11 protein-coding genes are annotated in these 13,625 nt (G+C 69.0%); 4 read left to right on the forward strand and 7 right to left on the reverse strand.

What is annotated here, in order from left to right; translation table 11 throughout:
* The first annotated feature begins 180 nt into the window (after positions 1-180).
* Positions 181-4,281, forward strand: coding sequence for an ATP-dependent RNA helicase HrpA (hrpA, locus tag ACWESM_RS01225; protein ID WP_452490635.1), 4,101 nt, complete (start codon positions 181-183; stop codon positions 4,279-4,281).
* A gap of 1 nt (position 4,282) precedes the next feature.
* Here the strand turns inward: hrpA and nrdR are convergent, their stop codons facing one another.
* From nrdR to ACWESM_RS01240, 3 genes are all read right to left on the reverse strand, one after another.
* The gene (gene nrdR, locus ACWESM_RS01230) at positions 4,283-4,753 is read right to left on the reverse strand and encodes a transcriptional regulator NrdR (protein ID WP_355070293.1); all 471 of its coding nucleotides are present in this window, start codon (positions 4,751-4,753) and stop codon (positions 4,283-4,285) included.
* Between the two features lie 206 nt (positions 4,754-4,959).
* Positions 4,960-6,213, reverse strand: coding sequence for a hypothetical protein (locus tag ACWESM_RS01235; RefSeq protein WP_452490637.1), 1,254 nt, complete (start codon positions 6,211-6,213; stop codon positions 4,960-4,962).
* Positions 6,214-6,337: 124 nt separating this feature from the next.
* Positions 6,338-6,799, reverse strand: a complete 462-nt coding sequence (locus ACWESM_RS01240) for a hypothetical protein (RefSeq protein WP_452490638.1) — start codon at positions 6,797-6,799, stop codon at positions 6,338-6,340.
* A 268-nt stretch (positions 6,800-7,067) separates the two neighbouring features.
* On the opposite strand from ACWESM_RS01240, the gene lexA reads away from it, so the two are divergent.
* Both lexA and ACWESM_RS01250 read left to right on the forward strand, forming a co-directional pair.
* Positions 7,068-7,796 (forward strand): transcriptional repressor LexA, encoded by a 729-nt coding sequence (lexA, locus tag ACWESM_RS01245; protein WP_379251220.1) that lies wholly within the window; start codon positions 7,068-7,070, stop codon positions 7,794-7,796.
* 125 nt (positions 7,797-7,921) lie between these two features.
* Positions 7,922-9,973 carry a glycosyltransferase family 39 protein gene (locus ACWESM_RS01250; protein ID WP_452490640.1) on the forward strand — a complete coding sequence of 684 codons (2,052 nt, stop codon included), beginning with the start codon at positions 7,922-7,924 and terminating at the stop codon, positions 9,971-9,973.
* A gap of 55 nt (positions 9,974-10,028) precedes the next feature.
* Here the strand turns inward: ACWESM_RS01250 and ACWESM_RS01255 are convergent, their stop codons facing one another.
* Positions 10,029-10,469 (reverse strand): hypothetical protein, encoded by a 441-nt coding sequence (locus tag ACWESM_RS01255; RefSeq protein WP_355070288.1) that lies wholly within the window; start codon positions 10,467-10,469, stop codon positions 10,029-10,031.
* A gap of 28 nt (positions 10,470-10,497) precedes the next feature.
* Complete coding sequence (locus ACWESM_RS01260; RefSeq protein WP_452490642.1) at positions 10,498-11,007, reverse strand: DUF2231 domain-containing protein; 510 nt, start codon at positions 11,005-11,007, stop codon at positions 10,498-10,500.
* Positions 11,008-11,194: 187 nt separating this feature from the next.
* On the opposite strand from ACWESM_RS01260, the gene ACWESM_RS01265 reads away from it, so the two are divergent.
* The gene (locus ACWESM_RS01265) at positions 11,195-11,368 is read left to right on the forward strand and encodes a hypothetical protein (protein ID WP_355070284.1); all 174 of its coding nucleotides are present in this window, start codon (positions 11,195-11,197) and stop codon (positions 11,366-11,368) included.
* A gap of 370 nt (positions 11,369-11,738) precedes the next feature.
* On the opposite strand, the gene ACWESM_RS01270 is transcribed toward ACWESM_RS01265, so the two are convergent.
* Complete coding sequence (locus ACWESM_RS01270; protein WP_452490645.1) at positions 11,739-12,485, reverse strand: DUF6390 family protein; 747 nt, start codon at positions 12,483-12,485, stop codon at positions 11,739-11,741.
* Entirely contained in the window at positions 12,485-13,552 is a 1,068-nt protein-coding gene (locus tag ACWESM_RS01275) for a Nickel transporter NicT (RefSeq protein WP_355071020.1), read from the reverse strand. The genes ACWESM_RS01270 and ACWESM_RS01275 overlap by 1 nt, the downstream gene beginning before the upstream one ends.
* Between the last annotated feature and the right edge of the window lie 73 nt (positions 13,553-13,625).

Genomic DNA, 13,625 nt, shown 5'->3' on the forward strand with positions numbered 1-13,625 from the left:
ACCTTCGAATACCGCGACCGCTCCGCGAACCGGACGCATACACCGCGCGCACCGGCGCTGAACAGCGCATATTCGGGCGAGACACCGCGCCGGTCGCACACCTCCGGCTTACTCTCGGCTACCGGACGCACCGCCTGGTGGAAAAATCCGCTGGCGGATTTCGCTAGGCTGGTCGATGCAATGACCAGGACAGCCGCCACCGATCTCCGCGACCTTCGCACCCGCCTGGCGAATCTTTCCCTTCGCGACGAACACCGGTTGCGGCGCAGGCTCGACAAAGCGCGCGGCGGCGACCTGGGCGAGGTGGAGACCGAGATCACAGCGGCCGAACTGCGCGTCGCAGCGCGGCGCGCCGCGGTGCCGGAGATCCGCTACCCGGAGCAGCTACCGGTCACCGCCCGCCGCGAGGACATCGCCGCTGCCATCGCCGAGCACCAAGTGGTCATCGTCGCGGGCGAGACCGGCTCCGGCAAGACCACCCAGATCCCGAAGATCTGCCTCGAACTCGGCCGCGGCATCCGCGGCACCATCGGGCACACCCAGCCCCGCAGGCTCGCCGCGCGCACCGTGGCCGAGCGCATCGCCGAGGAGCTGGGTACCGAACTCGGCGACGTGGTCGGCTACACGGTGCGGTTCACCGACCACGCCTCCGAACACACGCTGGTCAAGTTGATGACCGACGGCATCCTGCTCGCGGAGATCCAGCGCGACCGGCTGCTGCGCCGCTACGACACGATCATCATCGATGAGGCGCACGAACGCAGTCTCAACATCGACTTCCTGCTCGGCTACCTCAAACAGCTGCTGCCCCGCAGGCCCGACCTCAAGGTGATCATCACTTCGGCGACCATCGATCCTGAGCTGTTCGCCCGGCATTTCGCGGACGAACATGGCACGCCGGCACCGATCGTCGAGGTCTCCGGGCGCTCGTACCCGGTGGAGATCCGCTACCGGCCGCTCGCGCTGGAGCTGCCGAGCGCCGCCGAGGACGAAGACGACGAAGATACCCGCATCGTCGACCGAGACCCGGTGGACGCCATCGGTGACGCGGTGACCGAACTGTTCGCCGCGGGCGACGGCGACGTGCTGGTATTCCTGTCCGGCGAACGCGAGATCCGCGACACCGCGGACGCGCTGCGCGATCTGAAGCTGCCGCGCACCGAGATCCTTCCGCTGTACGCCCGGCTGTCCACCGCCGAGCAGCACCGCGTGTTCGCCCCGCACACCGGGCGCCGGGTGGTGCTCGCGACGAACGTCGCGGAGACCTCGCTCACGGTGCCAGGGATCCGGTACGTCGTCGACCCGGGCACCGCGCGGATCTCGCGCTATTCCATGCGGACCAAAGTGCAACGGCTGCCGATCGAACCGGTGTCCCAGGCATCGGCGCGGCAGCGATCCGGGCGTTGCGGTCGCGTCGCCGACGGCATCTGCATCCGCCTGTATTCGGAGGACGACTTCGAATCCCGGCCCACCTTCACCGATCCGGAGATTCTGCGCACCAACCTCGCCGCGGTGATCCTGCAGATGACCGCGCTCGGACTCGGTGACATCGAGAACTTCCCGTTCGTGGAGGCGCCGGACCGCCGCGCCATCCGCGACGGCGTCGCCCTGCTCGAGGAGCTCGGCGCACTCGCGCGGCGGGACGGCGGGGCCAGGGCGAGTGGCGACGACGCCGCACTGTCGCTGACGCCGATCGGCCGCGAGATGGCCCAGCTCCCCGTCGATCCCCGGATGGCGCGGATGCTGGTGGAGGCGCAGCGCACCGGGTGCCTGGCCGACGTGCTGGTCATCGTCGCGGCGCTGTCGATCCAGGACGTCCGCGAGCGGCCCGCCGATCAGCAGCAGGCCGCCGACACCAAGCACGCGCGGTTCACCGTCGACGGCTCCGATTTCCTGGCCTACCTGCGCCTGTGGGAATACCTCGGCGGACAGCGCAAGTCGTTGTCGTCCAATCAGTTCCGCCGTCTGTGCCGGGAGGAGTTCCTGCACTACCTGCGGATCCGGGAGTGGCAGGATCTCCACGGGCAGCTGCGCACGATCACCAGGGGCCTCGGCTGGTCGACGCGCACGGAGAACGCGGAGGACGGTGCGAAACCGGACCGAGCCGAAGCGGCGGTACCGGATCGCAAATCCGGCAACAGGTCACGCAGGGGTCGCGGCGGCGACGGACGCGCAGGCTCCGAGCCTGGCAGGCCCGCCACCGCGGCCGTCGTGGACGACGGACTCCCCTGGGACGCCACAGCCATCCATCAGGCGCTGCTGGCGGGCATGCTGTCGCACATCGGCGTCCGAGAGGCGGAAACCCGGGAGTTCCTCGGCGCCCGCAACGCCAAGTTCATGATCTTCCCCGGTTCCTCGCTGGCCAAGAAGCCGCCCCGCTGGGTGATGGCCGCCGAACTGGTCGAGACCTCACGGCTGTGGGGGCGGATGGCCGCGAAGATCGAGCCCGAATGGGCCGAGCGGCTGGCGGGCGACCTCGTCAAGCGCACCTACTCCGAACCACACTGGTCGGCCAAGCGAGGCGCGGCGCGCGCCTACGAACGGGTGACGCTGTACGGCATCCCCCTGGTCACCGGCAGGCCCGTGGATTACGGCCGCATCGACCCGGAGCTGTCCCGCGAGTTGTTCATCCGCCATGCCCTGGTGCAGGGCGAGTGGCAGACCCGGCACGAGTTCTTCCACCGCAATCGCGCGCTGCTGGACGATGTCGCCGACCTGGAGCACCGCGCCCGCCGCCGCGACATCCTGGTCGACGACGAGGTGCTGTTCGAGTTCTACGACAAGCGCCTGCCCGCCGACATCGTCTCGGTGCGGCACTTCGACAGCTGGTGGCGCGCCGCACGCCGGGAGAAGCCGGCGCAGCTGGACTTCTCCACCTCCACCGTGGTCAACGAGGGCGCGGCCGCGCTGGACCCGGCGGCGTTCCCCGACTCCTGGCGGCAGGGCGAACTCAGTTTCCCGCTCTCCTACCAGTTCGAACCGGGCAACGAGGACGACGGCGTCACCGTGCGGATCCCGGTGGAACAGCTCGCCCACGTTCGCGCCGTCGGTTTCGACTGGCTGGTGCCGGGCATGCGCGAAGAACTGGCCGCCGCTCTGATCAAGACGTTGCCGAAGGCCTTGCGGCGCAGCGTTGTTCCCGCCCCCGATTTCGCGGCCGCCGCCTTGGCGGCGCTCACCCCGCGTGCGGAGCCGCTGCGCGCGGGGCTGGCACGCGAGCTGTCCCGGCTGGGTTCGGTGCCGATCGCCCCCACCGACTTCGACACCGCCGCGCTGCCCGACCACCTGCGCATGACCTTCGCGGCCGTCGGCGGCGACGGGGCTACGCTCGCGCGCGGCAAGAGCCTCGTCGCGCTGAAAACGCAGCTGGCCGAACAGGTCTCCGCCTCGGTCGCCCGGGCCACCGCGGGCGCGGAACGCCCTCCGGCCACGGTGTGGACCTCCGAATCGCTCGGCACCATCGCGCCGACGGTGCGGCGCGAGGTGGCCGGCCAGACCGTCACCGGATATCCCGCGCTCGTCGCCGAAGGGGACGGCGTGGCGCTCCGGGTTCTCAGCTCCCCCGCGGAGCAGGCCGCCGCCATGCGCCTCGGCACCAGAAAGTTGCTGCTGCACGCACTGCCGACGTCGGTCCGCTCCGCCACCGCGGGCCTGTCGCCCGCGGACCGCCTCGCCCTGAGTCAGAATCCGTACGGCTCGCTGGAGGCGCTGCTCGAGGACTGCCGCGCGGCCGCCGCCGACGAATTGCTCGCGGCCGCGGGCGGGCCGGTGCACGACCCGGCGAAGTTCGACGCGCTCGTCGCCCGGACTCGGCCCGATTTCACCGCTACCATCGCTCGTTTCGTGCGCCTGGTCGTGCCGATCCTCGCCGGCGCACACCAGGTCTCCGCGGCGCTGGAGCGAACGAGCGAGCGCGACATCGCCGATGACGTCCGTCATCAGCTCGACAACCTGGTGTTCCGCGGCTTCGTCTCCGAGACCGGCGCGACGAGGCTGCGTGAGCTGCCCCGTTATCTCCAAGCCGCGGTGACGCGACTGGAGGCGCTGCCCGGCTCCGCCGTTCGCGATCGGCAGGGCATGGCCGAACTCGATCGGGCGCTGGCCGCCTACGACCGCCTGGTCGCGTCGCTACCGGAGAACCGCAAGCATGCACCCGCGGTCACCGAAATCTGGTGGATGATCGAGGAATTCCGGGTCAGCCTGTTCGCGCAGAAGCTCGGCACCCCGTTTCCGGTGTCGGCCAAGCGAATCGAGAAGGCGATCGCCGCTGTGCGGCGCTGAGTCAGTCGGCGGCCGACAACGCTTCCGCACGCGCCCGGCGCATCTCCCTGATCTCGCGTTCGAAGTCGTCGGCCGAGGTGAACGATCGGTAGACCGAGGCGAAGCGCAGGTAGGCCACCTCGTCCAGATCCCGCAGCGGGCCGAGAATGGCCAAGCCCACCTCGTGACTTGGCACCTCGGGAGAACCCTTCGCCCGCACCGCGTCTTCCACCTGCTGAGCGAGCAGGTTCAGCGCGTCGTCGTCGACCTCACGGCCTTGGCAGGCCCGGCGCACACCCCGGATGACCTTCTCACGGCTGAACGGCTCGGTGACGCCGCTACGCTTGACCACCGACAGAATGGCCGTCTCCACCGTGGTGAACCGCCGCCCACATTGCGGGCAGGCACGACGGCGACGGATGGCCGCGCCTTCGTCGGCCTCGCGCGAATCCACCACCCGAGAGTCGGGGTGTCGGCAGTACGGGCAATGCATCCGAGAAATCCTTCGTCGATGCGCGTGCTCGCGTCCGGACCGGGCACCGATCGCGGCGATCGGTCCGGCGAGCCCGTGTACAGAGGTCTATACCCCGGCACCAGGTATTCCTCGTGCGACACGCGGAATACCTGCATAACACTTCGAGGATACCCGTCCGAGTTTCCGGTTTGTCGCACTCACCCCGGCTGTCGGACCATGCTCGGTCATCCGGAGATCTGCCAGTGCGCGGTCAGGTCCGCGAGCAGCTCCGGTAAGCGGGCGGCCAGGCGACCGCGCGCCAGCTTGTTCCAGAACGCCTCGCCGAGGACGGCGCCGGCCGACACGGGATCGGTCTCCATATCGATGTGGCGGGGCACCAGGTCACCGGTGATGTAGTTCCATCGGGTGTCGCGGTCGGCCCAGTTGAAGCCGGGCAACGGGACGCGCAGCGCGAGGCCGCGGCCTCCGACTTCGGCGCTCACCACCGTCGGGGCGAACACGCCTGGCGCGCGAACGCCCGGGACAGCGGGTTTGCCCGCGATGGTGCTGACATAGGTGAGCACGCGGCCGATCGGCGCGCGACCCGCCGATGTCTCGTCCCACTGGTCGGCCACGACGTGGTTCTGCTCCCGATCGGTCATCCGGACCAGCGCGTCGATGTAGCCGTCCCGGGTGCCCGAGGCGATCGACCGCCAAGCGGCGTGGATGTCGTCGTCCAGCACACCGGCCGCGTACATCTCGTCGATTCCGCGTATGCCGAGCGCGACGTAGGCCTCGTGCATCGGCACCAGATCCGTGAAGATGTGCTTCTGCATGATCATCAGGCGGGTCTGGTACCAGGCGACGTCCGCCGCGGTCAGCCGAGAGCCCTCGGTAGCGAGCAGCCGGATGTCCTCCGGCAGCGCAGCCGCCAGTTCCGGTGGAGTGGCGCGCAGGAGATCGGCGACCGTGTCGCCGATCCGATGGATGCCGGGCAGGTCCAGGACGAAACCCGCGTCGCTCATGTCGAAGAATCCGGAGGCGAACGATCCGCCCGCGATTCCGGCGAGTCCCGCCCAGTAGAACTCCGGGTGCTGGGTGGCCAGCCGCAGGTAGTTGACGTACACCTGATTGAACGTGCGTTCGTTCGCGCGCGGGCCCCGACCGGGATCCCAAGCCGCCAGGTCGATGTCGGCGTTGCGGGTGGCGACCACCAGCCAGTACTGGTGCAGCAGCGTCGCGTATCTGCGCGGCGGCACTCCGTCGGCCCGCGCCTGCCGCAACGCCTCCGCTAGGTCGAATTCGCTCAGCGGGAGAAGCGGATCGAGTCCACCCGGCCCCGCACCGTCGCCATTGACGGACGGGAGATCGAGATACGCCGCGTAGGCGGGCTCCGCCCTGGCGATGGCTGCCGCGCCGAGCCCGAAGACCAGACAAAGGGACAAGGCGGCAACGCGGGTGAAGACGCGAACCGAGCGCCCTGCGGTAAGGAGTGTCATGTGCTGAGAAGTCCCGACATCGTTCGGGCGGCGTCGCCCGGATCACGTTTTCAGCACGGTAGCAACACGTTCTAGTTTTCGATCAACAATTCCGGCCGCCCAGGGTGGCCGATTTCCCTTGTGCTCAGCGCGAATTGCCGCCCATCGGCACGCTCGGGCCATCCACCACGGCCGGCACCGACCGGCCGGACCCACCGCCCCACTCACCCGCGCGCACATGCGACAAAGCGATCAAGCCCACCACCGTCGAAGCGGTGAGCAGGGCGGCGACGGCGAGGGCGGCGAACCCGATCTGCGCCTGCTCGACCCGGCGCATGGGATGTTCGCCACGAGGACGACGCCGCGCGAAAGTGCTTACGCCCCGGTCATAAGCGAGCATGCCCGCACCGGGACGCGCGCCGGGCGGACGCCGATCGACCGCGGATCGATGCGCGGGCGTCAGCGTGCGCGCGCCGCCGCACAGCAGCCGCCGAGCAGTCTCGTACCCGAGATCATCCTGCGCCGGGGCCGGATCGGCGACGCGGCGCTCGGCTTCGGCCTCCGCCGCAGCGATTGAAGGGGTGACATGGCTGATCGCAGTGCTCATCGGACAAACCTCCGTAGTGGGTGCTCCGTTGCCGGTCGAGCCGTTCGAACACACGTTCCGCGCTCATTCGCTCACATGTTCGAAGAACTGGTGTTCGATTTCTACCACGCCGCGACGACAAAGTCAGCAAGAACACCCGACATGCGTCGAACAGATGTTTGATCCAGCGGCGCTACCGGACTAGATTCGAAGGACCGAAGACACGACAGGCCGAGAAGACACATGCCGGGCGCGGACCGGTCTGGCACAGCAGGAAAGGGCGGTTGCGGTGAGGCAGACGGACGACACGGGTGACGAGACCGAGAGCGGCGCCGACGCGGCGGGTAGCGGGGCGGATCTCACCGTGCGTCAGCGCAAAGTGCTCGAGGTGATCCGCACCTCGGTGAGCGAGCGCGGCTACCCGCCGAGCATCCGGGAGATCGGTGACGCCGTCGGCCTCACGTCCACCTCGTCGGTCGCCCATCAGCTGCGCGCCCTGGAACGCAAGGGCTACCTGCGCCGGGACCCGAATCGCCCGCGCGCCGTGGACGTCAGGGGCCTGGACGAAGTGGTCCGGTCGGTGACCAGCTTGCCGGTCGCCGCGGTCGACGACGGTGAGATCACCGTCGACGTCGACCGTCCCGTCCCCACCTTCGTTCCGGTGCTCGGCCGCATCGCCGCCGGTGGCCCGATCCTGGCCGAGCAGGCCGTGGAGGACGTCTTCCCGCTGCCGCGCGAGCTGGTCGGCGACGGTTCGCTGTTCCTGCTGAAGGTCGTCGGTCAATCCATGATCGACGCGGCGATCTGCGACGGCGACTGGGTGGTCGTGCGGCAGCAGAACGTCGCCGAGAACGGCGACATCGTCGCCGCGATGATCGACGGTGAGGCCACGGTGAAGACCTTCAAGCGCACCGGCAAGGACGTCTGGCTGATGCCGCACAACCCGGTCTTCGAGCCGATCCCCGGCAACGACGCCCAAATTCTGGGCAAGGTCGTCACGGTCATCCGCAAGATCTGACGGCCCGGCGCAACGATCCACCGTCGGCGGGCCGAATGCTCGTCGGCCGGTGGACGTCCGGTACTCACAGCTGATTGCCAGGATGCGCGCAGGAGATTCACCAGGACGCTTGCGAGACTCCTGCGGTGACAGCGATCCCCGCCGAGGCCGCCCTGCCCGATGCGAATCCGATTGCCACCCGTCCCGAGCCGGGGGAATTATCGCCCGCGCGGCTATGGGAGCGCGCAGGGCTGGCGGCATTGCTGCTCGGGACCGCGGCCGCGTACTTGTGGCACATCACGGTCAACGGCATGGGCAACGGCTTCTACGCCGCGGCGGCCTGGTCGGGTGCGCGGGACTGGAAAGCGGTGCTGTTCGGTTCTCTCGACCCGGGCAACTTCATCACGGTGGACAAGCCGCCGGTGTCGCAATGGGTGATGGGTGTTTCGGGGCAACTGTTCGGATTCGGCAGCGCGAGCATGCTGGTGCCGCAGGCGCTGATGGCTGTCGCCGCGGTGGCATTGATGTACGCGATGGTCGCCGGGGCGACGACCAGCCGGGCCGCCGGTCTGCTCGCCGGAGCCGCGCTGGCGGCAACGCCGGTGGTGGCGTTGATGTTCCGGTTCAACAATCCGGATGCCGTGATGGTGCTGCTGATGACCGCGGGCGCGTACTGCACGCTTCGGTCGGCGCGGCAGGCGAGCGCGCGCTGGCTGATGCTGGCGGGCGTCGCGCTCGGGTTCGCGTTCCTGGCGAAGATGCTCGAAGGTCTCATGGTGTTGCCCGCCTTGGCGCTCACCTATCTGATCGTCGCGCCGACCTCGGTGCGGAACCGGTTGCTGCACCTGTCGGCCGCCGCGGCGGCACTGGTCGTCTCGTCCGGCTGGTATGTGCTGCTGACGGTGCTGTGGCCCGCCACGGCGCGGCCGTACCTGGCAGGCTCGACGGACAACACGTTCATGGATCTGGTGCTGGGCTACAACGGGTTCGCTCGCTTCCTGGGACAGAACCACCACGGCGGCAACAGATTCGCGCTGCCTCCGGGGTACGAAATGCCTGCCTCCGGCGGGCACACCGGCGGCGGGTTCGGCGGCTTCAGCGGACCAGGCCCGGCTCGCCTGTTCACCGGTGAGATCGGTTTCGAGATCTCCTGGCTGCTTCCGGCTGCCCTGCTCGCCTTCGCACTGGTGCTCGTCTCCCGTCGGGGTATGCCACGAACGGACCCGGTTCGTGCGGCCGCGCTGGCGTTCGGGCTGTGGCTGGTCGTCGACGGCGTCGCGTTCACCGTGATGCGCGGCGGTATGCACGCCTACTACACGTTGGCGATCGGTCCGGCCGTGGCCGGGATGTTCGCCATCGGGGTGGCCGAGGTGTGGCGGCGCCGGTCGGAGGCGTTCGGTCGTGTCGGCGCCGCCGCACTGGTGCTGACGTCGGGACTGTGGGCTTTCGTCCTGCTGAATCGCAATCCCGGGTGGCTGCCGCCGCTGCGCTGGACGCTCGTGGCGATCTCGCTGGCGGTGGCACTGGGACTGGTCGCCGCCGCCTTCCCGGCCGGGGCGCGACGGGTGCGAGCCAGAGCCGTATCGGTGCTCGTCGCCGTGGGCGTGCTCGCCGGGATCGGCGGATCGACGGCATACGCCGCGGCCACTCTGCCGCAGGCGCACACGGGCGGCAGTCCTACTGTGGGCCCGGCACGGCCCACGACGGCGGATCCGTCGAGCGACATGCGCCGCGAGGTGACCGCGTTCCTCGACGGTGAGGTCGAACCCCGACTCGCCACGCTGTTGCGCGACACCTCCACCCCCTGGTCGGCCGCAGTGGACCGGTCCTCGGTCGCCGCGTCGCTGGAACTCGCCACTCACACCTCGGTAGTCGCGATCGGCGGCTTCACTTCCGACGATCCGGTGCCCACCCTCGACGAGTTCCAGACCATGGTGCGCACCCATCAGGTGACGTACTACCTCGCGCAGGAGGTGCGGCTGCCCGATTCGTGGCGGGTGCGCGACCAGCCCGCAGGGGCCGGCCGGAGCGACGCCCCGGACAACGGATGGTGGCGGCCGGCCGGGCACAAAGACATCGCCGAGTGGGTGGCGGCGCACTACAGCGCGGTACACATCGGCAACGTCGCGGTCTACGACCTCACCGCCCCGGCCTGCGACAGTACACAACCCTCGCCGCCCGCGGCCTGCGCGAATTGACTGGGGACTCCCGCCGTCGCGGCCACCCACCGGTGGCTGTCGTCTGGGACGAGAGTCAGCTGCCGACGCCGAGCGCGGTCAGGAACACCAGCACGACGGTCGTCACGGCGAAAACCCCGTGTGCGGCGACGACGGCAACGGGAAAGTGCTTTTCGGGCGGTTCGGCCGTTCCCGCGGCGGAGCGGCGTTCGACCGTTCCCGCGGCGGAACGCTCTCGATAGGTGGGAATCCAGCGCACCAACATCGTGAATCCGAGTAGGGCGACCGGAATCAGCAGCACGAAGGCGATCCAGGCCCACGCCGTGTTGTCGACGACGAGGTACACGATCCACACGATCAGTCCGGCCACGGCGAGCAGGAAGTGCCCGAACAATACCGGCGCGGGCAGCTGGGTCGAATTCGGCTGACGCGTGCCGCCCTTGGCGATCCAGGTGCCGAGCAGGAAGAAACCGCCGCCCGCGGTGAGCAGCCAGAAGATCAATGCGGCGATGCCCATGGTGTGCCTCCTGACGTTGGGAAGGGATTCAGCGCTTGAAGCCGCTCGCCTGGGTTGCCTCGTCGGCGACACGTACGCCGTACCGGTAGGCGAGCTTGCCCCCGAGATACCCCGACATCGCCAATGCCACCAGGGCCGCCACCGACAGCGCCAGCGGCCCGGCCGGAACCGCGCGTGTGGTGTCGGCGCCCCGCCGCCAGACGAAACCGACCGCGTAGGCGACGGTGACCAGCAGATTGAGGGTCATGTGCAGCAGGCCGGTGCGGAAGGCGGGCGTACCCGTCGGGATGGCGAGCAGGTCGAGGAACCCGATCGTCGCGGCGGCCAAGGCGCCGAGCACGCCGATCGCGATCAGCCACGACGACCCCTTGACCAGGAACTCCGGATCGTCCACCACTCGGGACGCGAGGTCGAACACCAGACTGGCGACCCATGCGCCGATCGGGACGGTGACCAGGATCGGATGGAATGGGTGCCCGTACGGGCCGGCCAGCGCGGCGCTCACCGGCCGCTTCGCCTGCTGCGGATCCTCGGTCATGGCGCACCTCCATCGAGGTCGATCGCCTTCGCATGCGCCGACCGGCCACGGGGCCGTCGCTCGGCCACGGTCCGCCGAGTCATTTGACTCCGCCCGCGCAGATGGCCGACGGATTCCACTCTCCTGTATACGGGAATATCGCATCGAATACGGTAGGCCACAAAGTGGATGTACCACCGTACGGAAATTGCACACCTCGTTCGGAAAAGCCGCACCCATCGCCTCGACGCAGAATTGTCGGACGCTTGCACAACTGCGGTTTTCCGGCTTGTGGGACGGCTACTACATCATCGGAAGCATCGGCATCGGCATGCCCGGGAACATGTTGTTCCACATGTCGCGAATCATCCCCATCATCTGATCCAACACTGTAGTTCACCTCCCTTCGGGTGAGATCCGAAATGCGGATCAGCCCGTCGGGCACGATGGCGGGAGGACGCGCCGACACACCGGATGAATCATCCGGGAACGGTTCGGAGTTTCGCCGGACGACTATCGGTGAAATACACGTGTCGCTCCCCGAGGTCGGGCTCGACAGCTATATACAGGATACGCGCACCTAGGTGAGCCAAACACGCCTCGCGGATCTGCCGAATTCGCGAACCGTCGAGTTCGCCACGATTGACGGGGAATCGAAACTTTCTCATCGGCAACCGCCGCGACATATCGGCGCTGTAAGCAAGCAGCCCGCCTCCGTGTCGGGTGTGGACGACCGGCAACTCACGTGCTCGTCAGCTGACCGCGGGGTTCCCTTGTGCGGCGAGTCGTCGGTTGGTGAACTCCAATTGACGCACCGTGCCCACCTCCAGAGCACTCACCTGGGCGTCGTCCAAGCGCCCGCACAGCCGCCCCCAGTGCACCGCGACCCGCTCCCCTACCGCGACATCCGGCAGCGCCGCGTACCCGTCCACCCGGATCGGCACCGACCGCGCCGTCTCCGCCGACAACGCGAGACGTTCGCCGTCCCAGCTCAGCGCACGGCAGCCCAACACGACCTCGCCGCCGGCGCGGTCGAGCACCGTTCCCCAGCCGATCCGGCAGTTGTCGAGCACGTGCAGGGGATGTTCGTTGCCGTGTCCGAGCAGCCGCGACCAGGGGTACACACCGAAGACGTGGAAGCAGTGGTTGGCGGCCGCCTCCTCGGCCAGCCGTGGCGTCAGGTACGTCCAGTACCCGCCCGCGACCGGGCCGAGCAGATCCAGCAGTTCGGCGGTGAACTCGCGGGCATCCAGTTCCGCGCCGACGCCGCCGCCCAGCCAGTACGCCTCGACGATCCTGCGGTCGAGCGGGTCCGCTACACCGGTCATGCGCGCCATCACGCGCAGGTAGGGCCACGCTCCGGTGAACCGGCGCGCCACCGCCCGCACCTGCTCGTCCGAGCCGTCGCGCAGGGCGGCCGCGTCGGGCGGCCCGCAGTAGCCCAGCCGATTGGGCGCGTAGGCGTACCGGGCGAACATCTCCGCTCCGCTGCCCGCCATCAGCACGGCCCTCCGCCCGCCCGGCCCGGGGACCACCGCTGCTCGATCCGGCCGAATCGCCACACTCCGACGGCGACCGCCCAAGTGAGCAGGAACAGTCCGGCGATCACGAAGCCCATGGCGCCCAGATCCAGCCCGCCGACCCACGCCAGCGGTCCGTCGGCGATGCCGAATTCGTCGGCCAGCAAGGAGATCATCTCCTGCGCGCCGATCAGCAGCGCCACGGCCACCGACAGACCGGTGACGACGATGTTGTAGTAGACGGTGCGCAGCGGTCCGGCGAACGCCCATCCGTATGCGTAGTTCATGAACGCGCCGTCCAGCGCATCGAACAGCGTCATGCCCGCCGAGAAGAGCACGGGCAGCACGAGGATCGCGTACCACGGCAGGTCGGTCGCCGCCGCGCCGCCCGCGATCACCAGCAAGCTCACCTCGGTGACGGTGTCGAAGCCGAGGCCGAACAGCAGCCCGACGAGGTACATCTGCCACGGCGCGCGCACCGCCCGGGTCAGCGGCCCGGTCACCCGCTGCAACGCGCCGCGGTCGTGCAGCCGCTGCCGCAAGGCGGCCTCGTCGTAGCTTCCACGGCGCATCGAACGGAACACCCGCCAGATGCCGATCAGCGAGACCAGGTTCAACGCCCCGATGGCGAGCAGGAAAGTGCCGGAGATGCCGGTGCCGAAGAGGCCGGTCCAGCGTTGCAACCCGGAGTTCTCGTCGCGCAGGTTGCCCGCCAGCGCCTTGACGCCGAATGCCAGCAGCGCGACGAGGACGAACACGATGGTGGAGTGCCCGAGCGAGAACCAGAATCCGACCGACAGCGGCTTGCGCCCGTCCGCGACCAGTTTGCGGGTGGTGTTGTCGATCGCGGCGATGTGATCGGCGTCGAACGCGTGCCGCATGCCGAGCGTGTAGGCGGTGACGCCGAGGCCGACGCCGAACACCGCACCGTCCACCACGTATCCACCGGGGACAACGAGCAGCAGCAGCGCCGACCACCCGAGAACGTGCAGGACGACCACGACCGACGCCATCCCCGCGACGCCGCGCCGCTGCCGTCCGTCCAGCGGGGCACGCGACGCCGCAGGCGTCTCGGCGATCCGAACGATGATCCACACCTCGCCTTCTGGCTCCGGGCCG

It is taken from the genome of Nocardia sp. NPDC003999, from assembly GCF_053604885.1.

Excerpts from the sequence above, each read along its gene's own strand:
- hrpA (WP_452490635.1), top strand. The coding sequence starts at position 181 with ATGACCAGGACAGCCGCCACCGATCTCCGCGACCTTCGCACCCGCCTG.
- nrdR (WP_355070293.1), bottom strand. The coding sequence starts at position 4,753 with ATGCATTGCCCGTACTGCCGACACCCCGACTCTCGGGTGGTGGATTCG.
- ACWESM_RS01235 (WP_452490637.1), bottom strand. The coding sequence starts at position 6,213 with ATGACACTCCTTACCGCAGGGCGCTCGGTTCGCGTCTTCACCCGCGTT.
- ACWESM_RS01240 (WP_452490638.1), bottom strand. The coding sequence starts at position 6,799 with ATGAGCACTGCGATCAGCCATGTCACCCCTTCAATCGCTGCGGCGGAG.
- ACWESM_RS01255 (WP_355070288.1), bottom strand. The coding sequence starts at position 10,469 with ATGGGCATCGCCGCATTGATCTTCTGGCTGCTCACCGCGGGCGGCGGT.
- ACWESM_RS01260 (WP_452490642.1), bottom strand. The coding sequence starts at position 11,007 with ATGACCGAGGATCCGCAGCAGGCGAAGCGGCCGGTGAGCGCCGCGCTG.
- ACWESM_RS01270 (WP_452490645.1), bottom strand. The coding sequence starts at position 12,485 with ATGGCGGGCAGCGGAGCGGAGATGTTCGCCCGGTACGCCTACGCGCCC.